Consider the following 23,671-nt stretch of genomic DNA (forward strand, 5'->3'; position numbering starts at 1 on the left):
GCGGGTCAGGAGGGGCGCCCGGGCGCGGCCGGGAACCCGGTCGCCGCGCGATGCCGGTCTAGGGTTCTGCCTGTGCCAGCCCGCCCGGGACTGCTCGAGTGCATCGAGCGTTACCACGCCGCCGCGCCGCTCCCGGACGCGCAGATCGAGCCGGCCGGCGCCCTCGACGTCCCGGTGGGGGACCCGTCCTGGCCCTATCCGGCCCGCCCGCGGCGGGGCACCGACTCGAAGGTGACCGTCGCCGACGTGCGCGCCGCGCTGGACCTGCAGGACGCCGCGGGGCTGCCCCGCGCCCTGGAGTGGATCCCGCAGTGCACGCCCGAGGTGGCCGCCGCGGCCCGTGCGGCGGGGCTGGTGGTCGACGTGCTCCCGCTGCTGGTGGCCGACGAACCGGTCGAGCTGCTGTTCCCGGCGGGTGTGCGGCTCTACGTCGTGGGCGCCGACGATCCCGAGCTCCCGCACTACCAGGAGGTCTCCGCGGTGGCGTTCGCCCATCCGGGCGGCCACGCGGACGTGCAGACGCCCCGGCCGGGGCCCACGCCGCAGGACGCCGCGGGGACGGCGGCGCTGCGCGAGCGGATCGCCACCGGCCGCACCGTGATGATGGTGGCGATCGAGCGGGGCGTGCCGGTCGCCGTCGGCCTGCACCAGCCCGTCGACCTCGGCGACGCCGTCGTCAGCGAGATCGTGGGTCTGGCGACGGCGCCGCGGCTGCGCGGTCGCGGCCTGGGCGCCGGCATCGCCTCCGCCCTGGTCGCCCACGCGCGCGAGACCGCCGACCTGGTGTTCCTGGCCGCCGGCGACGACGACGTCGCCCGGGTCTACGAGCGGATCGGGTTCGCCCGCCTGGCGACCGTCGGCGTCGCCGCCCCGCCGATCGGGCCCGCCTACTCCTGCGCGTAGGTGACCACCATGGTCGCCCGGGCCAGCGTGTGGAAGAACAGGTTGAAGCCCAGCACCGCCGGGCGGGTGTCGGCATCGACGTCGAGCGTCTCGGTGTCCACCGCGTGCACGACGACGAAGTAGCGGTGCGGACCGTGCCCGGCCGGGGGAGCGGCGCCGACGTATCCGGCGAAGCCGCCGTCGTTGGCCAGCTGCAGCGCGCCCTCGGGCAGGTGCGGGGCGTCCTTGTTGCCGGCGTCGGAGGCCAGCTCGGTGACCGAGGCCGGGATGTTCGCCACCGCCCAGTGCCAGAAGCCGCTGGCGGTGGGGGCGTCCGGGTCGAAGACGGTGACGGCGAAGCTGCGGGTGCCCTCCGGGAAGCCCGACCACGACAGCTGGGGGGAGCGGTCCTCGCCGCCGGCGCCCATGACGCCGCTGACGTGCGGCCGGGGCAGGGTCGCGCCGTCGCTCACGTCGGAGCTGGTGACGGCGAAGGACGGCACCTGCGGGAGGAAGTCGTACGGGCTGGGCGGAATCGGCCGGTCGGCCATGCGGAGCTCCTCGGGATCGCTGGATCGGCCCAGGTCGGGCGGGGGTCCGGCATGCGCGGCCCCTCAGCGACCCTAGGCAGCAGGGCCGCCCGGCGCGCGCCGGTGGCGGCAGCTCCCCGTCCCGGCCCGTCCGTCGCGTGCACCGGACCGCACGCCGGTACCGTCGCTGCCGTGCCTGTATCCGGCCTGGGGTTGCCCGGGTCCGTCCGCGCCTGCCTCTTCGACCTCGACGGTGTGCTGACCCGCACCGCCACCGTGCACATGGCCGCCTGGAAACGGACCTTCGACGAGTACCTGGCCGCCACCGACCCGGGGGCGCGCCCGTTCGACCAGGACGACTACAACCGGTACGTCGACGGCAGGCCCCGGGCGTCCGGCGTCCGGGACTTCCTCGCCAGCCGGGACATCACCCTGCCCGAGGGCTCCGCGGGGGACGCGCCCGACGCGGCGACGGTGCAGGGCATCGCCGCACGCAAGAACGTGCTGGTGCTCCGCGAGCTGGACGAGCACGGCGTCGAGGTCTACCCCGGCTCGGTGCGCTACCTGCGCGCGGTGAAGGCAGCGGGGCTGCCCACCGCGGTGGTGACCGCCTCGGCCAACGGCGAGCAGGTGATCGCCGCGGGCGGCTTCGCCGACCTCATCGACGCGCGCGTCGACGGCGTGGTGGCCGCGCGCGAGAAGCTGCGTGGCAAGCCGGAGCCCGACACGTTCCTGGCCGGCGCCCGGGCGCTGGGCGTGGACCCCGCGCACGCGGTCGTGTTCGAGGACGCACTGTCGGGGGTGGCGGCCGGGAAGGCGGGGCAGTTCGGCTTCGTGGTGGGCGTGGACCGGGTCGGTCAGGCCGAGGGCCTGGCGGCCGCGGGAGCCGACGTCGTGGTCACCGACCTCGCCGAGCTGCTGGGGGAGGGCGCGTGACGGAGGGGCGGGCGACCTTCCCCATCGAGCCGTGGTCCCTCACCGAGGTGGGGCTGGACCACGCCTCGCTGGGCGTACACGAGTCGGTGTTCGCGCTGGCCAACGGGCACATCGGCATGCGCGGCTCGTTCGACGAGGGCGAGCCGGTCGTCGTCCCGGGCACGTACCTCAACGGCTTCTACGAGGAGCGGCCGCTGCCCTACGCCGAAGCCGGCTACGGGTATCCCGAGCAGGGGCAGACGGTCGTCAACGTCACCGACGGCAAGCTCATCCGGCTGCTGGTGAAGGACTCGCCGCTGGACCTCAACTACGGCGAGATCCTCGAGCACCGGCGCACCCTCGACCTGCGCGCGGGGGTGCTGCGGCGGATCACCGAGTGGCGCTCACCGGGTGGCCGCAGCGTCCGGGTCACCAGCACCCGGCTGGTGTCGCTGGCCCGCCGCTCGATCGCCGCGATCGAGTACCAGGTGGAGGTCATCGACGACCTCGGCGACCTGTACGTGGCGCTGCAGTCCGACCTGCTGGCCAACGAGGTGGGCCACGGCGACAGCGACGACCCGCGCGCGGCGGCGAACCTGAGCCGGCCGCTGCAGGCGGAGTTCTCCGTCGGCCGCGGCCGACGCGCCGTGCTGGTGCACCAGACGGCGCGGAGCCGGCTGCGGATGGCGGCCGGGATGGACCACGTCGTGGAGATCCCGGACAGCAGCACCGAGGACATCCTGGCCAACGGCGACCTCGCCCGGTACACGCTGGCCGCGCGCATCCCGCCGGGCGGATCGCTGAAGCTGGTCAAGTTCCTCGCCTACGGCTGGTCCTCCCGCCGTTCCGGAGCGGCGCTGCGCGACCAGGTCGAGGCTGCGCTGGCGACCGCGAAGTTGGCCGGGTTCGACCGGCTGATGCGAGAGCAGCGCGACCTGCTCGACCAGCACTGGGACGAGGCCGACGTCGAGATCGAGGGCGACGACGAGCTGCAGCAGGCCGTCCGGGTGGGCATGTTCCACGTCCTGCAGGCCGGCCTGCGCGGTGAGCGCCAGCCCATCCCGGCCAAGGGCCTGACCGGGCCCGGCTACGACGGGCACACGTTCTGGGACACCGAGACCTACGTGCTCCCGGTGCTGACCTACACGGCGCCGGAGGCCGCCCGCGACGCGCTGCGCTGGCGGCACTCGATCCTGGAGCTGGCCCGGGAACGGGCGCGGGTGCTCGGCCTGCGCGGTGCGGTCTTCCCGTGGCGCACCATCCGCGGCGAGGAGACCTCCGGGTACTGGCCGGCCGGCACCGCCGCCTTCCACATCAACGCCGACATCGCCGACGCCGTCGTCCGCTACCTCAACGCCACCGGCGACGACGACTTCGACCGCGACTTCGGCGCCGAGCTGCTCATCGAGACGGCGCGGCTGTGGGCGTCCCTGGGGCACTTCGACACCGAGCACGGGTTCCGCATCGACGGCGTGACCGGGCCCGACGAGTACACGGCCGTGGTGGACAACAACGTCTTCACCAACCTCATGGCGCAGCGCAACCTGCGCGAGGCGGCACGGGCCGTGACCCGGCAGCCCGACGTCGCCGGCCGGCTCCAGGTCTCCGCGGACGAGGTGGAGGTGTGGCTGCGCGCCGCGGCGCTGATGGCGGTGCCCTACGACACCCAGCGCGGCGTGCACATGCAGTCCGACGCGTTCACCCACCACGAGGAGTGGGACTTCGCCGCCACGCCCACCGAGAACTACCCGCTGCTGCTGCACTACCCCTACTTCGAGATCTACCGGAAGCAGGTGGTGAAGCAGGCCGACCTCGTCATGGCCCTGCACCTGCGGGGGGACGCCTTCACGCTCGACGAGAAGATCGCGAACTTCGCCTACTACGAGGCGCGGACGACGCGGGACTCCTCCCTGTCGGCCAGCCAGCAGGGCGTCGTCGCCGCGGAGACGGGTCACCTGGACCTGGCCTACGACTACTGGGCCGAGGTGGCGCTCACCGACCTGCAGAACCTGCACCACAACTCCGGGCACGGACTGCACATCGCCTCGCTGGCCGGGGGCTGGACGGTGGCGGTCGCCGGCTTCGGTGGCATGCGGGACCACGACGGCGCGCTCACCTTCGCCCCGCGGCTGCCCGGCCGGCTCACCCGGCTCCGGTTCCGGATGGTCTACCGGGGGCGCAAGCTGGTCGTCTCGGTGACCCCGACGACGGTGACCTACCGGCTGGTCGACGGCGATCCGCTGGAGATCCGGCACCACGGCAGGCAGGTCATCGTCGACCACGCCGACCTGGTGCTGGACATCCCGCCGGCGCCGCAGGTCGAGCCGGTCACCCAGCCTCCGGGCTGCGAGCCCCGCCGGCGGCTGCGCGCCGGCACGCCGCCGCTGGAGCACCGGACCGTCTCCGAGCTGCACTAGCGGTCAGGTGAGCAGCCAGCTGCCGCCCAGGAGCAGCGCCCCGACGTCGACGGCCAGGAAGAAGCCGACCCACACCACGCCGGGAATCCGGGTGAGCCGGGCCAGCTGGTCGGCGTCGGAGTCCGGTGCCCCCCGGTGCCGGCGGGCGGTCTGCAGCTCGAGGACGGCACGCGGCGCGGCCAGCAGCAGGAACCAGGTGATGAGCGCCGCGGCGGCGGCCTGACCCTCGGGCGGGAGCCACCACGTCCCGGCCAGCACCAGCCCGCCGCTGACCAGGACCGACCACAGGCCGTACCAGTTGCGGATCTGCACCAGCAGCAGCGCCAGGAGGGCGACCAGCCCCCACAGCAGCGCCACGGCCTGCCCGGCGGCGAGCAGGGCGGCCGCGCCCAGGCCGAAGAGACCGGGTCCGGTGTAGCCGGCGGCGCAGGTGAGCACCATGCCCGGACCGGTGGGCCGCCCGGAGGAGACCGTCACACCGGAGGTGTCCGAGTGCAGCCGGATGCCCGACAGCCGGCGGCCGGCGGCGAGCGCCACCATCCCGTGCGCACCCTCGTGCGCGATGGTCACCGCGTGCCGGGTGAGCCGCCACAGCGGCGCGTAGAGGACCAGCAGCGCCGCCACGGCCGCCGCGCCGAGGAGCAGGGGAGTGGAGGGGTCGGGGGCGGGAGCGGTGACCCGGTCCCAGATCCGGCCCGCCGCGTCCACGCCGGGCAGTCAACCGCACCGGCCCGGGAACGGCCGGCGGCTCACCGGTCAGTTCCCGGGCTTGACCGCCTTCCCCCGCTCGCGCTCGTCGTCGTCGGCCTCGTAGGCGCCGGGGACGGCCGCGGTGTCGCCGTCGTCGGTGCCGGGGGTGACCGGCTTGCGGATCAGGTCGTGCTGCCCCTGCGTGGGGGAGCCGCCCGGTTCGGAGTGCTCGTCGGTGTCGGGGCGGTGCTCGGTCACGTGACCTCCTGGCGTCGTCGTCCCGGAGCGGCTACCCGCCGGCGTCCGGGTCAAAGCTGCTGCGTGAGGTTCAGGCCAGGCCGGCGTCGTGCACGACCAGTGCCACCTGCACGCGGTTGGCCGCCTCCAGCTTGGTGAGCAGCCGGGAGACGTGCGCCTTCACGGTGGCCACGCTCATGTAGGCCTCCGCGGCGATCTGCGCGTTGGACAGCCCGCGGCCGACGGCCAGCGCCACCTCGCGCTCGCGGTCGCTGAGGCGCTGCAGGAGCGCGAGGGCGGTCGCCCGGCGGTCGCCGGAGCCCGTCGGCGCGCCACCGGCGTCGGCGACGTGCGCCATCAGCTGGCGGGTCACGGTGGGGGAGAGCATCGGTTCCCCCGCCGCCACCCGCCGCACGGCGTCGACGATCGCGGCCGGCGGGGTGTCCTTGAGCAGGAAGCCGCTGGCCCCGGCGCGCAGCGCCCGGAGCACCGAGGCGTCGGCGTCGAACGTGGTGAGCACGATGACCTCCGGTCCGCCCGGGCGGGCACGCAGCCGTTCGGTGGCGGTCAGCCCGTCGACGTGCGGCATGCGGATGTCCATGAGGACGACGTCCGGCGCGTGCTCGGCCACGGCGGCGGACACGTCCGCGCCGTCCGCGGCCTCGCCGACCAGCACGCAGTCCCCGGAGCCGCCGAGCACCATGGCCAGCGCCGCGCGCACCAGGGGGTCGTCGTCCACGACGAGGACCCGGATCGCCCCGCTCACGTCTCCGCCGCCGGCTGGGGCTGCGGCAGCCACGCCCGGAGCCGGAACTCGCCGTCGGCGGTCCAGCCGTGCTCGAGCGTGCCGCCGGCGAGGCCGACCCGCTCGATGAGGCCGACCAGGCCGGTGCCCGAACCCGGCAGCGGTGTTCCGGGGTCGGCGCTCAGCGACGCCGGGTTGGTCACCTCGACCTCGATGCCGGCGCCGGGCTCGGCCGTCACGCGGACGCAGGCGACCGTGCCCCCGGCGTGCTTGCGGACGTTGGTCAGCGCCTCCTGCACCACCCGGTAGACGGTGCGGCCGGTCATCGTCGGCACCGCCTCGACGTCGGGCACCCGGTACTCCATCCGCACCCGCAGCCCGGCCGCGCGGGACTCCTCGACCAGGTCGGCGAGGTCGGCGAGGGTCGGCTGCGGGCGGTCGGACAGCGCACCGTCGCCGGTGTCGCGCAGCACGCCGATCACCTCGCGCAGGTCCTCCAGGGCACCACGGGCGCTGGCCCGGATCACCCCGGCGGCCCGGGCGACCTCCTCCGGTGCGGCGTCGGGGCGGTACTCCAGGGCGCCGGCGTGCATGCTCAGGAGCGACAGCCGATGGGCCAGCACGTCGTGCATCTCCCGGGCGATGCGGGTGCGCTCGAGCTGGCGGGCCTGGTCGACGCGCAGCCGCTGCTCGGTCTCCGCGCGCACGGCCCGGTCGCGCAGCGAGACGACGAGCTGCCGGCGGGCGCGCACGAACATCCCCCAGGCGACGACGGCGGCGGTCAGCACCACGCCGAGGGCCAGGGACAGCGGCCCGGGCAGGTCCGGGTCCGGGCGCAGGTGGTCGTAGACGAGGAAGGTGGCCAGGTTCAGCCCCGCCACCAGCAGCACCGTGCGCCAGGTGCGGTGCACGGCCACGGTGAACAACGCGACCAGGACGGCGACGCCGGCCATGGACGAGAACGCCCCGATCAGCGCCAGCACCGCCGCCACGGCCACCGGCCACCGCCGCCGTCCCCAGAGCAGCAGGCAGCCGGCCGCCCCCACGAGCAGATCGGTCGCGAGCAGGCCGTCCGACGGCGGGTCGGGGCGCGCGCTCGACTCGAGCAGCAGCAGGAGGCCCAGCCCGACCGCGGCCAGGAACACGACCAGGTCGACGAACCAGTCGCGCACCGACCGGCGCACCGGCCGCCTGCCGTCGACGTCGGCACCGGGGGAGAGGGAGTCGGCCAGGAGCAGGGCCGGGACGAGCGAGGGGTGGTCCACGCCCGGGTGCGACGGGGCCGGAGGCCGGACGGCGGTGCTCACCCCAGCAGGCTACGGAGAGCGGCCGACCGACGGCAGCGACGAAGGTCTAGGACCGGGCGCGCGTTGTCGACCAAGGTCTGCGGCGGACCGCCGTCCGGCCGACGCGGGGGAGTGGGCCCGCGGGGGAGGGTGGTCCGCGTGATCACCGTCGAACACCTGACCAAGCGGTACGGCGCCCAGCTCGCCGTCTCCGACGTCTCCTTCTCCTGTGCGCCCGGCACCGTCACCGGCTTCCTCGGGCCCAACGGCGCCGGCAAGTCGACCACGCTGCGCGCAGTCTGCGGGTTGACCCTGCCGACCAGCGGCACCACCGCGGTGGCGGGGCGGCCCTACCGCGAGCTGCCCAACGCCGGCCGGCACGTCGGCGTGCTGCTGGACGCCGGCGCGCAGCACGCCGGCCGGACGGGGCGCGAGACCCTCGCGCTGGCGGCGCTCGTGCAGGGCGTCGCGCGCTCCCGGGTGGACGAGGTGCTGCAGCAGGTCGGCCTCGCCGGCAAGCCGGCCGGCAAGCGGGTCGGGAAGTACTCCCTGGGCATGCGGCAGCGGCTCGGCCTGGCCATGGCGCTGCTCGGCGAGCCGCAGGTGCTGGTCCTGGACGAGCCCGCCAACGGGCTGGACCCCGAGGGCATCTTCTGGATGCGCGGGCTGCTGCGCGGCTTCGCCGACCGCGGCGGCACGGTGCTGCTCTCCTCGCACCTGCTGCGGGAGGTCGAGGCGGTGGCCGACCAGCTGGTCGTCATCGCCGGCGGCCGGATCGTGGCCCAGGGGAGCAGCGAGGAGCTCCTGGCGAGCACCGGCACCCTCGTCCGGGCGCGCGACCGTGCGGCGCTGACCGGCGCTCTCGCGGCGGCCGGCATCGGCGTCACCCCCGGTCCTGCGGACGCGCTGATCGCGGACGGTCCGGCCGAGGCGGTCGGCATCGCCGCGGCCACCGGCGGGGTGCCGCTGCTGGAGCTCCGCCCGGCCGGGGGAGACCGGCTCGAGGAGCTGTTCCGCTCGCTGACCGACCCCACCGCCGGCGCCGCAGCCGCCGCCGACCGCCAGATCCAGGAGACCTCCGCATGAGCACCGCCACCCTCGCCCCGACCACGGCTCCGCGGGCGGGGGACGCCCCGGCGGCGCCGTCGCTGCTGCGGCTCGTCCGCGTGGAGCTCCGGAAGACCTACGACACCCGCGCCGGTTTCTGGCTGCTGCTGGTCGTCGCCCTGGCGGCGCTCACCGTCGTGACGCTGCAGATGCTCTTCGCCGAGGAGCCGGACAAGACCTTCGCGATGTTCGTCGGCACGACCCAGCTGCCGGTGAACCTGCTGCTGCCCGTCGTCGGCATCCTGCTGGTCACCAGCGAGTGGTCGCAGCGGACGGCCATGACGACGTTCACCCTGGTGCCGGCCCGCTCGCGGGTGCTCACCGCGAAGGTGATCGTCGGCGTGCTGCTCGGCCTGCTCGGGACCGTGGCCGCGCTGCTCGCCTCGGCCCTGGGGGCACTGCTCACGCCGATCCTGACGACCGACGCGACGGACTGGGGGATCTCCGCCGGACACCTGGCACAGGTGGCCCTGCTTCAGGTGCTCACGATCCTCATCGGTGTCGCCTTCGGCATGCTGCTGCTCAGCTCACCGCTGGCGATCGTCCTGTACTTCGTGCTCCCGACGGTCGTGACGATCGTGGCCAACACCGTCGGCGCGCTCGCGTGGGTGCGGGACTGGCTCGACCAGGCCACGACGATGGCGCCGATGTTCGAGGGCCTGCTGTCGAGCGGCGAGGACTGGGCGCGGCTGGCGACGACGGTGGCGCTGTGGCTGGTGGCGCCCATGGTGGCCGGCTGGATCCGGATCATCCGCAGCGAGATCGGCTGACGCCGGCGCAGGGAGGGGTATCCGTCACTGTGACGTAAACCGGTCGATGCAGGCCGGGGAGTCCGGGTGGCGGAACGGGGCGCGACCCGGCACCCACTGCCGGCGGGTACCGCGATGCCGCGGTGGCCACACCGCGAGCGCTGTACGGGGCGGCCGCGCCAGGATCCGACGGCGGGACGCGAGATCGTGTGCTTCGCGTGCCGCCGTCGGTCCACCGCGGCGGAGGCGGGTCCGCGGGCGGGCGAGGGCCTCAGGAGCGGGGCTCCTCCGGATGAGTTGACATAATGTGCATTATCGGCGCACTGGATGGGCGCCTGGAGAGGGGCCCGGGGCCGCCGGATCCGTCGGGCACTCGCGATCGCTCGACGTGACGCATCCGTCGTCCTCGTGCTGCGCATCCGCGACCGCTGCGCCCGCGGCCGGGTGGGCACCCGGTGTGCGTCGACGGCGCCGACTGCGGTCGTCGGCGACCCCGGGCGGTCGTCCGCCGATGCTGCCCGCGCTCGACACCCCGGTGCGACTCCCCCGGGATGATCTTGTCGATGAGACGATCTTGATGGTCAGCCCGTCGGCCTGTCCGCGGACCGGTCCGGGGCCGGCGGACCGACGGAACGCCGCCCGCTTCGGCGCTCCCCCCCTCCAGCCACACCACCCGCATTACGTAACAGTGACGTAAGTGTGGCCATCGGGCGGGTTCGACGGGCGGTCCGGGCCGGGTGTTCGTAGGGTCGGAGCATGCAGATCCGACGACCGCTCGCCGCTCTCCTGGCCGCTCTGGCGATCTTCGGTGGCGGTGCCACGATGACCGCGTGCTCGGCCGCCGGGACGGACCAGAACGACGGAACGACCGACGACGACAGCGAGAACCGCGACGGCGACGACCCGGGCAGCGACGAGCAGGGCAACCTGCCGAACAACTCGGATCCGGACCAGGACAACCAGGACGACGACACGACCGATCCGGACTGATCGGCCCGCACCGCCGGCGGGTCAGCCGCGTTCGGTGACCCAGAGCCGGTCGAGACGCCCGGTGGAGTGGACGAGGTCGGTGAGCGACCGCTCGAGCTCGGCTTTCGTCGGCTTCTCGGTCAGGAGGGTCTGGACGTCCTCCAGTGCGCACCGCAGCTGGTAGAGCCGGTCCTGCAGCCCGTCGAGCTCTGCCCGGGACACCAGGACGACGTCGTCCGGCAGGCCGGCCTTCGCCGCCGCGGAGCGCTGCTCGTAGGCCCGCTGGCGGCAGGCCTGGCCGCAGTACAGCCGAGGCCGCCCGACCGACCCCTGCTCGGGGAGGACGCGGCGACACCACCCGCACCGCCGGGCCTCGCCGCTCCCCCGGTTGGGTGCGGGGGAGATCGGGGGGTGCGTCACCGTGCCGGTCGCGTGCTGTGCCACGGAACGGCACGCTAGACGCCGCGGCCGACGGGAACCGGTGAACACGCCAGGGACACCCCGAACCGCGATGCGGAGCGCTGACCAGCGGTCCTGCCGGGCGCTGCTGGGGACGCCCCGGCAGGGGGCCCGGAGCGAAGGTCCGCGGGGCTGACTAGCGTGTCGCTGTGCCCTCCGCGCGGTTCGCATTCCTCGACGCGCCGACACCCCTCGCCATGGCCCACCGCGGCGGTGCCATCGAGCACCTCGAGAACACGCTGCCGGCCTTCCAGGCCTGCGTGGACCTCGGTTACCGGTACCTCGAGACCGACGTCCAGATCACCGCCGACGGCACCCTCGTGGCCTTCCACGACGCCACGCTGGAGCGGGTGACCGACCGCACCGGCCGGGTGGACGCGCTGCACTGGTCCGAGTTGTCCGAGGCCCGGATCGGGGGGCGCGAGCCGATCATGCGGCTCGAGGACCTCCTCGGCGCCTGGCCGGACGTGAGGTTCAACCTCGACATCAAGGCGGCCGGCGTCCTCGCGCCGCTCGTGCGGCTGGTGCACCGGATGGGAGTCGCGGACCGGATCTGCCTCGGTTCCTTCTCCGACGCCCGGATCGCCGCGGCCCGCCGGCTCTTCGGCCCGGCCGTCTGCACCTCGCTGGGCCCCCGCGGGGTGGCGGCCCTGCGGCTGTCCTCCTACTCACCCCGGGCCGCAGGGCTCGTGCGCATCCAGGCGGGCTGCGCGCAGGTGCCGCTCCAGCTGGGCGGGCGGGCGCTGGTCGACGAGCGCTTCCTGGCCGCCGCGCACGCCCGGGGTCTGCAGGTGCACGTCTGGACCGTGGACGACCCCGACGAGGCGCGGGCGATGCTCGACCTCGGTGTGGACGGCATCATGACCGACCGCCCGGCCATGCTCCGCGAGGTGCTCGAGGAGCGCGGCCAGTGGGCGTGATCGCACCGACCGGGGCGGCCCCCTCGGAGCCGGCGTGAGCGCGGTCGACTCCTCGTTCGTCGACGAGCTGCCCGAGCCGTCCGCCGTCCCGGCGTCCGGTGACCGCCGGCGGCACCCCGCCCCCGCGCACCTGCGCTTCTTCCACGGCCCCATGGACTGCGGGAAGTCCACCCTCGCCCTGCAGGTCGACCACAACCAGAGCCGGCAGGGGCGGCACGGGCTGCTGGTCACCCAGGGCGACCGGTCGGCGGCGCCGCAGATCAGCTCGCGCGTGGGCCTGTGCCGGCCGGCGATCGAGATCGACGCGGGCACCGATCTGCGCCTGCTGGTGCGCGACCGCTGGGCCTCCGGCGACCGCGTCGACTACCTCATCGTCGACGAGGCGCAGTTCCTGACCGACGGGCAGGTCGACCAGCTGGCCGAGCTCGTCGACCAGTTCCACGTCGACGTCTACGCGTTCGGCCTGACCACCGACTTCCGGACCCGGCTCTTCCCGGGCACCCAGCGCCTCCTGGAGGTCGCGGACGACGTCCAGCGGGTGCAGGTCGAGGTGCTGTGCTGGTGCGGGCTCCCGGGGCTGCTCAACGCCCGCGTCGTCGACGGGGTCATGGTGCGGGCCGGCGAGACCGTCGCCGACACCGCGCCGGCCGAGCTGCCCGGCGGAGAGCCCGGCTCCTCCCCCGCGGTGCGCTACCAGGTGCTCTGCCGCCGGCACCACGTGCGCGGCCAGCTGGGGCCCACGGCGGCCGGTCCGGGGCAGCTCGCGCTCCCCTGACCCGGGAACCTCACCCCTCCGAGGGGCCGAGGGGGCGCGGACCCCACCCCATGCGATGATGGGAAGCCATTTGGGCGGAATCTCTTCGCCGAATCTGTCGTTCTTCCCTGTGACTCCTCGGTTCGTGGGTATGGCCCACGGACCGGAGTCGAGTCCCGACCGACACCACGTACGAGAGGACGGTGTGCAATGGGCGAACGTTCCCTGCGCGGCAGCCGACTGGGCAGCGTCAGCTACGAGACCGAACGGAACACCGCGCCCATCGATCGGCAGTACGCCGAGTACCGGTGCCCCTCGGGTCACCTGTTCACGGTGCCCTTCGCCGATGACGCCGAGCTTCCGGACACGTGGGAGTGCAAGTTCGACGGTGCCGCGGCCAAGCTGGTCGGCGGTGCCGAGCCGGCCCCCAAGAAGGTCAAGCCGCCGCGCACCCACTGGGACATGCTGCTCGAGCGCCGCTCCGTCGAGGACCTCGAAGAGGTGCTCGCCGAGCGCCTCGAGGTGCTCCGCGGCCGGCGTACCCGCGCTAGCTGATCCCAGCACGCTGCACGGTTCGGCCCCGGTGGATTCCCACCGGGGCCGTTCTGCGTTCCGGGGGCGTCCCGGGTGCGGGGCTCAGCCCGCCGGGCGCCCGTCGGGGCCGCGGAGCACCTCGCCCTCGATGACCATGGGCGGCGTCCGGACGTCGTCCCGACGGGGCATCTCGGCCGTCCGGACGCTGTCCACCCGCACCGGCGGCCGCAGGCCGACCGGCAACCGGGAGGCGATCAACCGGCCGAGCGCGGTGCGGACCAGCGACCGGGTGCCCGGGAGCAGGCACAGCAGCCCCAGCACGTCGCCGATGAAGCCCGGCAGCACCATCAGCAGCCCGCCGACGGCGACGAGCCCGGCGTCGCCCAGCTCGCGGCCGGCCGACGCCCGGCCGGTGCGGGCGCTCGCGCGCAGCTCGGTCAGCGCCTTGGTTCCCTGGCGGGCCAGCAGCGCCCAGCCGAGCGCGCTGGTGGCGATCGCGGCGAGCACCGTCGCGCCCACGCCGATCCACTGCGCGACGAGGACGAACACGATCACCTCGGCCAGCGCGAGGAGCCCAGCAGCCATGCGTAGTCGTCGTCCCACGCTCGTTCCAACGCTCGGGGCGGTCATCGTGCTCCCGCCGGCGGGCGCGACTTCGCCCTCACCCGCAGCGCCGCCCCCAGGGCGAGGAGCCCGAGGGCGGTGAGCGCCCACTCGGGTGCGGCCCCGAGCCGGCTCGCCACGCTGCGGGAGTCGCGCTGGGCGATCTCCTCGACGAACACGTCGGGGGTGAACAGCTCGGAGGACCGGACGACGGTGCCGTCGGGCGCCACGATCGCGGAGATGCCGCTGGTCGCGGCCACGGCGACGCTGCGGCCGTGCTCGACCGCCCGCAGCCGGCTCATGGCCAGCTGCTGGGCGCTCTCGGCGGTGCGGCCGAAGGTCGCGTTGTTGGTCTGGACGACGAGCATGCCGGCGTCGGCGACGTCGGCCACCAGCCCGTCGTAGACCACCTCGAAGCAGATGAGGTCGCCGACGGTGGCCCCGCCGATGTCGAGGAGTCCCGGTTCGTCCCCGGCGTACTGGTCGGTGACGCGGTCGACGTCGGAGCTGAAGAGCCGGAAGAAGCCACGGGCGGGCACGTACTCGCCGAGCGGGACCGGATGCCGCTTGACGTAGGTGTCCCCCGGCCCGGCCTCGGGATCCCAGACGATGGCGGTGTTGCTGATGAAGCGGCCCGGGCCCTGGACGATGGCGCCGACCAGGATCGGGGCGTCGATCGCACGCGCGGCGCGGTCGATCTGCGTGCGGGCGTCGTCGTTCAGGTAGGGGTCGATGTCGGAGCTGTTCTCCGGCCAGAGCACGAGATCCGGCTGCGGCTGCTCCCCCGCCCGGACGGCGTCGGCCAGCTCCAGCGTGCGCTGCACGTGGTTGTCCAGCACCGCCCGGCGCTGGGCGTTGAAGTCCAGGCCGGCGCGCGGCACGTTGCCCTGGATCACGGCGACCGTCGACGTCGGGCCGCCGTCGGTGAGCGAGGCCCCGGGCAGCGGCAGCCAGGCCGCGGCCCCGACGAGCGGGATCGCGACGAGCGCGCCCAGCGGGCGGAGGACGGCTCCGCGCCGGTCCGGCCCGGGCGCGCGCCGGACGCGGTGCAGGGCCAGCACCGTCGCGGCCAGCAGCGTGCCGATCAGGGCGACGGCGAAGCTGACCAGGGGCACACCCCCGTAGGCTGCGAGCGAGAGCAGCGGGCCCTCGGTCTGGCTGAAGCCCAACCGCCCCCAGGGGAAGCCGCCGAGGATGAGGCGCCCGCGCAGCGCCTCGTCGGCGACCCAGAGCGCGGCGGCCCACAGCGGCCACCACCGCAGCCGCGAGGTCAGGGCGGTCGCGGCGCCGAGGAGGGCCAGGTGCAGCGCCTCGAACACCGCGAGCGCGAGCCAGGGGAAGGCGCCGACGTAGATGCCCGTCCACGACAGCAGGGGGGCGAAGAAGGCGAGACCGAGGACCAGGCCCAGCCAGAGGCCGCCGCGGGCGCTCCGGCCGTGCACCGCGAGGGCCAGGCAGGCCGGGCCGAGGACAGCGAGCGGGACCAGGCCGGCTCCGGGGTAGGCCAGGCCCATGGCCAGTCCCCCGAGGACGGCGAGCAGCGTCCGCCAGGGCAGGCGGCGGGTACGGGTGGCCGGTGTCCGCCGGGGCTCGGGCGTGCGGCGGAGCAGCGTGCCAGGTGCTGCGGCCACGCGTGCCCTCCCGGGGACGGTCGTCCGGCGTCGACAGGGGCGGGCCCCAGGAGCCGGGTGCTGCCCCGAGCCGGTCGGACGGGGGTCGGGACCGCCGCCTCGTCGCTGCGGCCCTGACCCAGCATCCCATTCCCCGCTCCCCCGGGGGCCGGCGACGTCGCACGGACCCCCGGGCGGGCCGGAGATGCTCCACCCACTGGGTGCGCCGACGGTTTCCCTCCTCGGTACCGCGCCTTCGGGCCGGCCGGCCGGGCGCTGGCTGCGCACGGCTCGACCGTTGTCTGATGACGCGGTCCTCGCAAGGCTCCGCCGGTGGCGCCGGCCGACTCCCCCGGTCTCACGCCGGCTCTCGCAGCCCGGAGGCGGGGCGGCCCGGGAGCCGTCCGCGCCGGCCGGAGGGCCCGCACGCTCGATCCGGGGAGACACGGCACGGTGCTCCCGGTGTGGAACTGCAGGGACTGTAAGGACACTCCGCGGCCGATCAGGTACCTACGGTGACCGTGAGAGGCACCGTGACCTGATCGTTACGCAATCGCTGGAGGTGGCGGTGGGCCCGTCGGCCGGCGCGGCGGGGGGCGGAGTGTCGGCTCCCCCGGGCGTCGGGTAGCCACGAGGGCATGAGCGGAGAGGCGGCGCGCACGGGGGGCCCCGACCGTCCCCCGGCGGAGCTGGTCCGGAGCTGGGCCGCGATCGCCGCGACCGACGACCGGTACGGCTGCTGGGCGGTCGAACCCGGGGACGGCGGCCCGCCGGCCGGAACGCTGCTGCTCAAGCCGCTGCCTCACGGTGTAGGTGAGGTCGAGGTCGGGTGGCACCTGCACCCGGACTCGTGGGGCCGCGGATACGCGACCGAGGCGGCGGTGGCGATCATCGAGCGCGCGTTCGCAGCCGGCGTCCCCGAGGTCTACGCCGTCGTCCGACCGGGCAACGAGCCGTCCCTGGCGGTCTGCCGCCGGCTGGGCATGCAGCCGCTGGGCCGCATGACGCGGTGGTACGACGTCGAGCTGGAGGCCTTCCGGCTGATGGCTCCGGTCGTCGTCGAGTAGTAGTGCCCCGGCTCAGCGGCGGCGGAGCAGCCCGGTGACGCGCTGGAGCAGCGACTTCTTCGGCGCCTTCGGCCCGTGGCCCGCGGCCCGCGCGGAGTCCGCGATCGCGGCCTCCTCCGGGGTCGGCGCGGTGCCATCCATGTGCACGGGCAGCCACCAGCGGTCGTCCGGCCCGGCGGGCTGGTCCGGGTAGGCCGCCTGCGCCTCCTCGAGGAGCGCCTCCATCGCCGCCCGGGTCCGCCGCAGCAGCGGCTGCACCTTCTCCCCCGGCTCGGGGACGATCGGCTCCCCGAGGAAGACCATGACCGGGACGCCGCGGCGCAGCTGGACCTTGTGGCCCTTGGTCGCGACCCGGTGCCCGCCCCAGACCGCCGCCGGGATGATCGGGACGTTCGCGTCGATCGCCATCCGCGCGGCGCCGGCCTTGAGGTCCTTCACCGTGAAGCTGCGGCTGATGGTCGCCTCCGGGAAGACGCCGACCACCTCACCGTCCTTGAGAGCCCGGACGGCGGACTCGAACGCGGCGGCCCCGGCCTTCCGGTCGACGGGGATGTGCTTCATCGCCCGCATGAACGGCCCGGCGAACCAGTGGCCGAACACCGCGGACTTCGCCATGAACCGCACCAGGCGGTGCTGGGAGATCGCGCCCAGGCCCAGGAACGTGAAGTCGAAGAAGCTGACGTGGTTGCTGCAGATGATCGCGCCGCCGGTCGCGGGGACGTGCTGGCCGCCCCGGACGTCGAACCGGAAGCGGAAGAGGTGGAAGACGACCAGGCACATCCGGATCACGAACCGGTACGGCCGATCCCGGCGGTCCGGCGATGCGCCGAACAGATCTCCACGGACGACGTCGCGCCAGCTCGCGGTGTACATGGGCGGACCCTAACCAACCCGGGCACCGTCCGCCCGGGAGGTCTCCTGCCCCGGCGCCCCTCCCCGGGCGTGCGCAGGGGTGCCGCCGTTGGTGACACGCCGCCCGGAGGGTGGCGCACCGTGCAACGGCAGATGACCACAACCGACGTGTCGCCTTGTTGTTGGGGATAACGGTAGTGTTCCGGCATGTCGCGCGCGTGGCAGCAGCCGTTGCCGGAGATGCCCGCGCCCCCGCCCGAGCGGGCGTGGCGCGGCTGGGCCGTTCCGCCGGGCTACGAGGCGCAGTGGCGCCGGCTCGCCGACGCGGCGATGGAGCTCGGTCTGGGGCCCGACCAGCTGGCGGAGACCGGGCTGGACCCGCTGGCCGCGGCGCGGGGCTGGAAGCCGGCGACGGTGGCGCTCTACTCCAAGGTCGCCCGGTACGGCGGGCTGGCTCTCCCCCGCGCCCGGACGCCGGAGCCCGATCCGCTGGAGCTGGAGCTGCGCCCGCTCACCGAGCTGCGCGGTTCGGACCCGGAGCACGTGCGCGCGGTGGCCTGGTGCGCGCTCGCGCTGTCCTGGCCCGCCCCGGTGGGCATGTTCCGCTCGCTGCGCCGCGACCAGGTCCACTCCGGCGCCCGCCGGCTGGTCGTCCGCACCGAGGACGGCGAGTGGTCCGTCACCGGCGCGCTGACCGCCTGGCATGCCTGGGAGGAGGTCCGCGGCCGCTATCCCGCGCTGGCCGCGAGCCCCTGGGTGCTGCCGGCGCTGCGCCGCGGGCCCGGGCTCGACTCGCGGATCGGCGGGCGGTTGTCCAACCAGGCGCTGCAGGTGACGTTCGCGAAGCACGCCGGGCGCACCGGGCAGCACCTGCGGGCCACCGCTCCCCCGTCCCGCCAGGACGCCGCGGACGTGCTCGCGGCGGCGTACCGGGAGCTGTCCTACGACTCGTTCCGGCGGCTGTCGCTGGCGGCCGGCGCTCCCCCGGTCTCGGCACGCGGCGTCGTGCGGGCGGCACGGACGGTGGCCCGCGCCTCGCGCTCGCCGCGGCTCGCCGGCTGAGATCCGGCCCCCGGGCCGGTTCCGTCACGCGGCGCTCCTCCCGGCAGCTCTGCTCACAGCAGGGAGAGCTGCTCGCCGGGCTCCGCCGGCACCGCCGGCCTCGTCGCCGCTGCCCGGCGCTCCTTGGGGCGGACGCCCGGCAGGCCGCCCGTCGGCAGGCTCCCCGCGGGGAAGCCGACCTCCTCGTCGCCAGGAACCCCGGTGGCGATCGCGTCGTCCGCGCCCCGCGCCGCTCCGCCGGACTGCCGGTCCAGGCCGTGCCGGGCCAGCAGCGGCGCGACCCGCCGCGCCAGCCAGGTGCGGTACTCGGCCGGAACGTAGGCACGGCGGGCGTACAGCCGCTCGTACCGCGGCACCAGTTCCGGGTGGGCACTGCGCAGCCAGGTCATGAACCATTCCCGGGCACCGGGCCGCAGGTGCAGCGGGATGACGGTCACCCCGGTCGCCCCCGCCGCGGCGATCGCGCCCAGGGCCGCGTCCAGGGACGCCTCGTCGTCGGTGAGGCCGGGCAGCACCGGCGCGAGGAAGACCCCGCACGGCAGGCCGGCCTCGGCCAGCGCCCGGACCAGGTCCAGCCGCGCCCGCGGTGTGGGCACGCCCGGTTCGAGGGCGGCGTGCAGGGCGTCGTCCCAGATCGCCATGGAGACGCCGAGCCCGAGCGGCACCTGCTGGGCAGCCTCGACGAGCGCCGGGATGTCCCGGCGCAACAGGGTGCCCTTGGTGAGGATGGAGAACGGCGTGCCCGACTCGGCGAGCGCGCCGATCACGCCCGGCATGAGCCGGTAGCGCCCCTCGGCGCGCTGGTAGGGGTCGGTGTTGGTGCCGAGCGCGACGTGCTCGCGCCCCCACGACGGCCGGGCCAGCTCCCGGCGGAGCACCTCGACCACGTTCGTCTTGACCACGATCTGTGAGTCGAAGTCCTTGCCGGAATCGAACTCGAGCCATTCATGTGTCTTCCGAGAAAAGCAGTATACGCACGAATGGCTGCATCCCCTAAACGTGTTGATGGTGAAGGGGAATGGCATCGCGGAATCGTCCGGGACGCGGTTGAGCGCGGACCGCGACCGCACCTCGTGGAAAGTCAGCCCCGGGAACTCGGGCACCTGCACGCTGCGCAGCAGGCCGCGGATGCTCGGCATGCCAGGCAGGGTCGAGGACTCCTCGAGGTCCAACCGCTGCGCTTCCCATCGCATGACACCCATCCGAACACGTGTTCGAACGCTTGTCCAGTGCGGATCAGGGGCGGTGCTCGAGGCCCATCGCCGCTCTCAGCCGGGTCGCCGCCGGGTGCCGGCCGTGGGCGAGGACACCGATCGCCCGCGAGGCGAGCTGCACGGCCCGCACCCGGACCGCGCGGGCGCGCCGGTAGCGGCCGACGGCTCCGGGGAGCCCCTGGCGCAGCGCGGAGGTCAGGACGGCGGCGTCCTCGATGGCCAGGGCGGCGCCCAGCCCCATGTTGGGGGTCATCGCGTGCGCGGCGTCCCCGAGCAGCGCCACTCCCGACGTGCCCCACACCGGGCGGTCCACCTCCTCCAGCTCGTGCCGCAGCAGCTCGTCCACCGGGAGTGCGCGCAACGCCTCCACCGCCGCGGCCTCCCTGCCCGGGACGCCGTCCGCGGGGGTGAGGACGTTCCCGGTCGTCCCGGCGCCGCGCACGACGTAGACGTAGCTGCGTTCGCCGCTCAGCGGGACGACGCCGATCCGTTCCCGGCCGGTCCAGAGCTCGGTGGCGGCGTCCCCGAAGCGCTCCTCGACGATCCCCCGCCAGCACACCTGGGCGGCGGAGCGCAGCGCCACGTGCGGGGCCAGCGCCCGGCGCACCGTCGACCGGATGCCGTCGGCGGCGACGACGAAGTCGAACGGCTGCTCCTGGGTGCCGATCCGGCAGTGGACGCGCCCGGCATCCGGCCGGACCTCGTGCAGCACGGTGTCGAAGCGGACGTCGACCAGCCGGTGCAGCCCCTCGCCGAGCGCGGCGACGAGCTCCGGTCGCGCCAGCGCGAACCGGTTCCCTGCACCGCCACGAGGCCGTCCGTCGGGCCCGGTGACGTGGAGCTTCCTCAGCCGGTGCGCGATCGGGTCGACGTCCACGCCACCCGCGGCGAGGGTCCGCACGGCGCTGTTCGACAGGACCAGGCCGGCGCCCGGTCGCGGAGCCCGCGGACTCCGCTCGACCAGGGTCACGGCGTGCCCCGCCCCTGCCAGCAGGCGGGCGGAGAACGACCCGCCGATCCCGGCACCCACGACGAGGATCTCGGCCACGCGGGCACGCTATCCGCCCGCGCACGCACCTCCCGACCGGGGCGGGCGGGTCAGAGCGGAGGGCGGTCCTCGTAGAGCGTGGAGAGCACGACCGTCGTCCTGGTCGAGACGCTGGCCGCCGCCCGGATCTCGCGCAGCAGCAGCTCGAGGGCGTCGGGCGAGGCGACCCGCACCTTGAGGATGTAGCTCTCCTGGCCGGCCACCGCGTGGCACTCCTCGATCGCCCGCAGGTGCGCCAGCAGCGCCGGAGCGTCCTCGTTCTGCGCGCCGATCGGCGTGATGGAGACGAAGGCGGTCAGCGGCAGGCCGAGCAGCGTCGGGTCGAGCGTGGCCCGGTACCCGGTGATCAGCCCCCGCTGCTCCAGCCGCCGCACCCGCTGGTGCACCGCCGACACCGACAGTCCCACCTTCTCGGCCAGCTCGGTGTAGCTCGCCCGCCCGTCCCGCGCCAGGGCCGAGAGCAGCGTCCGGTCGACGTCGACGGCGGGTGGCCCGGCGACGCCGTCGACCTCAGCCGGGGAGTTCGACGAGCTCACGCGGACCCACGTTCAGGGAGCGGACACCGTCGTCGGTGCACACCACGATGTCCTCGATGCGGGCACCGCAGCGCCCGGCGAGGTAGATGCCCGGTTCGATCGAGAACGCCATGCCGGGCTCGAGCGGCAGGTCGTTGCCCTCGACGAGGTAGGGCGCCTCGTGGGAGTCCAGCCCGATGCCGTGCCCGGTCCGGTGGATGAAGTGCTCGCCCCAGCCGGCGCCGGCGATCACCTGTCGCGCGGCGGCGTCCACCTGCTCGGCGGTCACCCCGGGGCGGACCACGGCGACGGCGGCCTGCTGGGCGGCCTGCAGCACGCCGTACCACTCGGCGACGTCGGGGGCGGCGCTGCCGCCGACGACGTACGTGCGGGTGCAGTCCGACCGGTAGCCGGTCGCCGTCTTCCCGCCGATGTCGATGACGACGACGTCGCCGGCGACGATCGTCCGGTCCGACAGCTCGTGGTGCGGGCTGGCGCCGTTGGGGCCCGAACCGACGATCGTGAAGTCGACGCCGACGTGCCCCTCCTCGAGGATCGCCGCGGCGATGTCCGCGCCCACGGCTGCCTCGGTCCGGCCGACCCTCAGGAGCTCGGCCATCCGGGCGTGCACGCGGTCGATGGCGGCCCCGGCCAGGGCCAGCTCCTCGACCTCGGCCGGCGACTTCACCATCCGCAGCCGGTCCAGCACCGGACCGGCCAGCTCCAGGGCCGAGCCGGGCAGTGCGCGCTGCACCCCGAGGGCGTGCTCGGCCCAGGTGCGGGCGCCGACGGCGACGCGGGCCGGCGCGGAGCCCAGCCGGGCCGCGGCAGCGCCGGCCAGGAGGGCGAAGGGGTCGTCGGTCTCGTCCCAGGCGAGGACGTCGAGGCCGAGCGCGCCCGCCGGGCTCACCTCGACCATCGGTGCCTCCAGCCGCGGGACGACGAGGAAGGGCTCTCCCTGCCGCGGAACGGCCAGGGCGGTCAACCGTTCCATGGCGTGCGCGTCGTACCCGGTGAGGTAGCGCAGGTCCGAGCCCGGCGTGAGGACGAGCAGGTCGGTGCCGGACTCGGCGGCCAGGGCGCGGGCGGCGTGCACCCGGTCCACGGTCACGAGCGGCCCGGTAGGCCGCGGAACGGAAGCGGATGCCACGCGCGCAGACTAACCACGGCCCCGGGCGCGCTCCGCACGTCCCGCCCGACGGCTAGCGTGCGCGGCTGTGACGACGATGCTGCTGGACGCCGCCTCGCTCTACTTCCGCGCCTTCTACGGCGTGCCCACCAGCGTGACCACGCCGGACGGCCGCCCGATCAACGCGGTGCGCGGCTTCCTCGACATGACCGCGCGGCTGCTCACCGCGCACGGTCCCGACCGGTGGGTGGCCTGCTGGGACGACGACTGGCGGCCGGCGTTCCGGGTGGAGGCGCTGCCCTCCTACAAGGCGCACCGGTTGTCCCCCGAGGGCGGCGAGGAGACCCCCGACGAGCTGGGCCCGCAGGTGCCGATCCTGGCGGACGTGCTGGCCGCGGCCGGCCTGGTCCGCGTGGGCGCTCCCGGCTACGAGGCCGACGACGTCATCGGGACGCTCGCCACCCGCGCCCGCGGCCCGGTCGACATCGTCACCGGCGACCGCGACCTGTTCCAGCTGGTGGACGACGGACGCCAGGTCCGGGTGCTGTACACCAACCGCGGCATCGCCGACATCGAGAGCGTCGACGAGGCCGCCGTCGCCGCGAAGTACGGCATCCCGGGCCGCGCCTACGCCGACTTCGCGGTCCTCCGTGGCGACCCCAGCGACGGGCTCCCGGGCGTGGCCGGCGTCGGTGCCAAGACCGCGGCCGCCCTGATCAACGAGTTCGGCGACCTGGCCGGCATCCGGGCCGCGGCCGCGCGCACCGTCGTCCCGAAGGCGCCGCTGACCGCGGCGGTGCTGAAGAAGCTGCACGCGGCCACCGACTACCTCGACCGCGCGCCGGTGGTCGTCGCCGTCGCGAAGGACATCGACCTGCCCGCGGTCCACGGCGACCTGCCGCGGGGGCCGGCGGACGCGTCGGCCCTGGCCGAGCTCGCCGCCGCACACGGGCTGGACTCGTCGCTGCGGCGGCTGGGCGCGGCGCTGGGCTGGCCGGCCGACGCCCTGGGCTGAGCGGCCTAGTCGACGGCCCAGGTGTAGGCGGCGTCGTCCTCGTCGGTGATCGTGATGACGATCTCGACGTCCTCGCGGTCGTCGGTCTCGGCGTCGCACTCGTAGCTCTCGCCCTCGACGACCTCCAGGCCGTACGGGCAGTCGATGTCGATCCCGACGCCGTAGCGCTCCTCGAACTGCTCCGCGACGTCCCGCTCCACCCGGCCGGGATCGAGCAGGGTCGGGCCCAGGCCGAGCCAGCGGCTGAGCGCGAGCGCGACCAGGACGAGCAGCCCGATGAGCAGCACCCCGCCGTAGAACGGCGCCCGGGACCGCCGCTTCGGCGCGGACGCGTCCTCGTGGGCCAGGTCCGGATCGGTCAC

At 74.9% G+C, this 23,671-nt stretch carries 26 protein-coding genes; 12 read left to right on the forward strand and 14 right to left on the reverse strand.

Features of this window, described 5'->3' with window-relative positions; translation table 11 throughout:
- Nucleotides 1-72: 72 nt before the first annotated feature.
- The gene (locus tag CRP29_RS10225; protein ID WP_097194973.1) at nt 73-903 is read left to right on the forward strand and encodes a GNAT family N-acetyltransferase; all 831 of its coding nucleotides are present in this window, start codon (nt 73-75) and stop codon (nt 901-903) included.
- Here the strand turns inward: CRP29_RS10225 and CRP29_RS10230 are convergent.
- A complete protein-coding gene (locus CRP29_RS10230) occupies nt 888-1,433 on the reverse strand; it encodes a YbhB/YbcL family Raf kinase inhibitor-like protein (RefSeq protein ID WP_097194974.1) in 546 nt (181 codons plus the stop codon). The two genes, CRP29_RS10225 and CRP29_RS10230, sit on opposite strands and share 16 nt — an antisense overlap.
- A 171-nt stretch (nt 1,434-1,604) precedes the next feature.
- Between CRP29_RS10230 and CRP29_RS10235 the strand changes: the two genes are divergently transcribed.
- Together CRP29_RS10235 and CRP29_RS10240 are read left to right on the forward strand one after the other, a co-directional pair.
- On the forward strand, nt 1,605-2,348 hold the full coding sequence (locus tag CRP29_RS10235) for an HAD family hydrolase (protein WP_245852718.1): 744 nt from the start codon (nt 1,605-1,607) through the stop codon (nt 2,346-2,348).
- Complete coding sequence (locus CRP29_RS10240) at nt 2,345-4,744, forward strand: glycoside hydrolase family 65 protein (protein ID WP_097194976.1); 2,400 nt, start codon at nt 2,345-2,347, stop codon at nt 4,742-4,744. The genes CRP29_RS10235 and CRP29_RS10240 overlap by 4 nt, the downstream gene beginning before the upstream one ends.
- Before the next feature lie 3 nt (nt 4,745-4,747).
- On the opposite strand, the gene CRP29_RS10245 is transcribed toward CRP29_RS10240, so the two are convergent.
- From CRP29_RS10245 to CRP29_RS10260, 4 genes are all read right to left on the reverse strand, one after another.
- A complete protein-coding gene (locus tag CRP29_RS10245; RefSeq protein ID WP_097194977.1) occupies nt 4,748-5,452 on the reverse strand; it encodes a M50 family metallopeptidase in 705 nt (234 codons plus the stop codon).
- A 48-nt stretch (nt 5,453-5,500) separates the two neighbouring features.
- Entirely contained in the window at nt 5,501-5,692 is a 192-nt protein-coding gene (locus CRP29_RS10250) for a hypothetical protein (RefSeq protein ID WP_097194978.1), read from the reverse strand.
- 70 nt (nt 5,693-5,762) lie between these two features.
- A complete protein-coding gene (locus CRP29_RS10255) occupies nt 5,763-6,437 on the reverse strand; it encodes a response regulator transcription factor (protein WP_097194979.1) in 675 nt (224 codons plus the stop codon).
- Nucleotides 6,434-7,723, reverse strand: coding sequence for a sensor histidine kinase (locus tag CRP29_RS10260; protein ID WP_176522912.1), 1,290 nt, complete (start codon nt 7,721-7,723; stop codon nt 6,434-6,436). Before CRP29_RS10260 ends, CRP29_RS10255 begins: the two co-directional genes overlap by 4 nt.
- Nucleotides 7,724-7,861: 138 nt before the next feature.
- Here CRP29_RS10260 and CRP29_RS10265 point away from each other — a divergent pair, with 138 nt between their 5' ends.
- From CRP29_RS10265 to CRP29_RS10275, 3 genes are all read left to right on the forward strand, one after another.
- Nucleotides 7,862-8,788, forward strand: a complete 927-nt coding sequence (locus tag CRP29_RS10265; RefSeq protein WP_097195493.1) for an ABC transporter ATP-binding protein — start codon at nt 7,862-7,864, stop codon at nt 8,786-8,788.
- Nucleotides 8,785-9,579, forward strand: a complete 795-nt coding sequence (locus CRP29_RS10270; RefSeq protein WP_097194980.1) for an ABC transporter permease — start codon at nt 8,785-8,787, stop codon at nt 9,577-9,579. Before CRP29_RS10265 ends, CRP29_RS10270 begins: the two co-directional genes overlap by 4 nt.
- A gap of 735 nt (nt 9,580-10,314) precedes the next feature.
- A complete protein-coding gene (locus CRP29_RS10275; protein ID WP_097194981.1) occupies nt 10,315-10,548 on the forward strand; it encodes a hypothetical protein in 234 nt (77 codons plus the stop codon).
- Between the two features lie 21 nt (nt 10,549-10,569).
- On the opposite strand, the gene CRP29_RS10280 is transcribed toward CRP29_RS10275, so the two are convergent.
- A complete protein-coding gene (locus CRP29_RS10280; RefSeq protein ID WP_245852719.1) occupies nt 10,570-10,971 on the reverse strand; it encodes a hypothetical protein in 402 nt (133 codons plus the stop codon).
- A gap of 164 nt (nt 10,972-11,135) precedes the next feature.
- Between CRP29_RS10280 and CRP29_RS10285 the strand changes: the two genes are divergently transcribed.
- The 3 genes from CRP29_RS10285 to CRP29_RS10295 all read left to right on the forward strand — a co-directional run bounded on the left by CRP29_RS10285 (nt 11,136) and on the right by CRP29_RS10295 (nt 13,215).
- Complete coding sequence (locus CRP29_RS10285) at nt 11,136-11,906, forward strand: glycerophosphodiester phosphodiesterase family protein (protein WP_097194982.1); 771 nt, start codon at nt 11,136-11,138, stop codon at nt 11,904-11,906.
- A gap of 34 nt (nt 11,907-11,940) precedes the next feature.
- The gene (locus CRP29_RS10290) at nt 11,941-12,681 is read left to right on the forward strand and encodes a thymidine kinase (RefSeq protein WP_097194983.1); all 741 of its coding nucleotides are present in this window, start codon (nt 11,941-11,943) and stop codon (nt 12,679-12,681) included.
- A gap of 189 nt (nt 12,682-12,870) precedes the next feature.
- Nucleotides 12,871-13,215, forward strand: a complete 345-nt coding sequence (locus tag CRP29_RS10295) for an RNA polymerase-binding protein RbpA (protein ID WP_091982951.1) — start codon at nt 12,871-12,873, stop codon at nt 13,213-13,215.
- A gap of 81 nt (nt 13,216-13,296) precedes the next feature.
- On the opposite strand, the gene CRP29_RS10300 is transcribed toward CRP29_RS10295, so the two are convergent.
- On the reverse strand, nt 13,297-13,779 hold the full coding sequence (locus CRP29_RS10300; protein WP_245852720.1) for an FxsA family protein: 483 nt from the start codon (nt 13,777-13,779) through the stop codon (nt 13,297-13,299).
- 41 nt (nt 13,780-13,820) lie between these two features.
- On the reverse strand, nt 13,821-15,428 hold the full coding sequence (gene lnt / locus CRP29_RS10305) for an apolipoprotein N-acyltransferase (protein WP_245852721.1): 1,608 nt from the start codon (nt 15,426-15,428) through the stop codon (nt 13,821-13,823).
- A gap of 617 nt (nt 15,429-16,045) precedes the next feature.
- Here lnt and CRP29_RS10310 point away from each other — a divergent pair.
- Complete coding sequence (locus CRP29_RS10310; RefSeq protein WP_097194985.1) at nt 16,046-16,474, forward strand: GNAT family N-acetyltransferase; 429 nt, start codon at nt 16,046-16,048, stop codon at nt 16,472-16,474.
- 12 nt (nt 16,475-16,486) lie between these two features.
- Here the strand turns inward: CRP29_RS10310 and CRP29_RS10315 are convergent, their stop codons facing one another.
- Entirely contained in the window at nt 16,487-17,347 is an 861-nt protein-coding gene (locus CRP29_RS10315; RefSeq protein WP_097194986.1) for a lysophospholipid acyltransferase family protein, read from the reverse strand.
- Between the two features lie 186 nt (nt 17,348-17,533).
- On the opposite strand from CRP29_RS10315, the gene CRP29_RS10320 reads away from it, so the two are divergent.
- Complete coding sequence (locus CRP29_RS10320) at nt 17,534-18,388, forward strand: hypothetical protein (protein WP_097194987.1); 855 nt, start codon at nt 17,534-17,536, stop codon at nt 18,386-18,388.
- A 53-nt stretch (nt 18,389-18,441) separates the two neighbouring features.
- Here CRP29_RS10320 and CRP29_RS10325 read toward each other — a convergent pair whose 3' ends face one another.
- From CRP29_RS10325 to CRP29_RS10340, 4 genes are read right to left on the reverse strand one after another with little or no spacing between them, the layout of a single operon-like run.
- Nucleotides 18,442-19,590: an Rv2578c family radical SAM protein gene (locus CRP29_RS10325; RefSeq protein ID WP_342745224.1), complete on the reverse strand. Its 1,149-nt coding sequence runs from the start codon at nt 19,588-19,590 to the stop codon at nt 18,442-18,444.
- A 34-nt stretch (nt 19,591-19,624) separates the two neighbouring features.
- Complete coding sequence (locus tag CRP29_RS10330) at nt 19,625-20,650, reverse strand: FAD-dependent monooxygenase (RefSeq protein ID WP_097194988.1); 1,026 nt, start codon at nt 20,648-20,650, stop codon at nt 19,625-19,627.
- A gap of 50 nt (nt 20,651-20,700) precedes the next feature.
- Entirely contained in the window at nt 20,701-21,186 is a 486-nt protein-coding gene (locus CRP29_RS10335) for an Lrp/AsnC family transcriptional regulator (RefSeq protein WP_097194989.1), read from the reverse strand.
- The gene (locus tag CRP29_RS10340; RefSeq protein WP_245852723.1) at nt 21,161-22,315 is read right to left on the reverse strand and encodes a M24 family metallopeptidase; all 1,155 of its coding nucleotides are present in this window, start codon (nt 22,313-22,315) and stop codon (nt 21,161-21,163) included. Before CRP29_RS10340 ends, CRP29_RS10335 begins: the two co-directional genes overlap by 26 nt.
- A gap of 76 nt (nt 22,316-22,391) precedes the next feature.
- Between CRP29_RS10340 and CRP29_RS10345 the strand changes: the two genes are divergently transcribed.
- Nucleotides 22,392-23,309: a 5'-3' exonuclease gene (locus CRP29_RS10345; RefSeq protein WP_097195497.1), complete on the forward strand. Its 918-nt coding sequence runs from the start codon at nt 22,392-22,394 to the stop codon at nt 23,307-23,309.
- A gap of 5 nt (nt 23,310-23,314) precedes the next feature.
- Here CRP29_RS10345 and CRP29_RS10350 read toward each other — a convergent pair whose 3' ends face one another.
- Nucleotides 23,315-23,671 (reverse strand): DUF4333 domain-containing protein, encoded by a 357-nt coding sequence (locus CRP29_RS10350; protein ID WP_176522913.1) that lies wholly within the window; start codon nt 23,669-23,671, stop codon nt 23,315-23,317.

The sequence above is a fragment of the Blastococcus aggregatus genome, assembly GCF_900221005.1.
GTDB classification, from domain to species: Bacteria; Actinomycetota; Actinomycetes; order Mycobacteriales; family Geodermatophilaceae; genus Blastococcus; species Blastococcus aggregatus.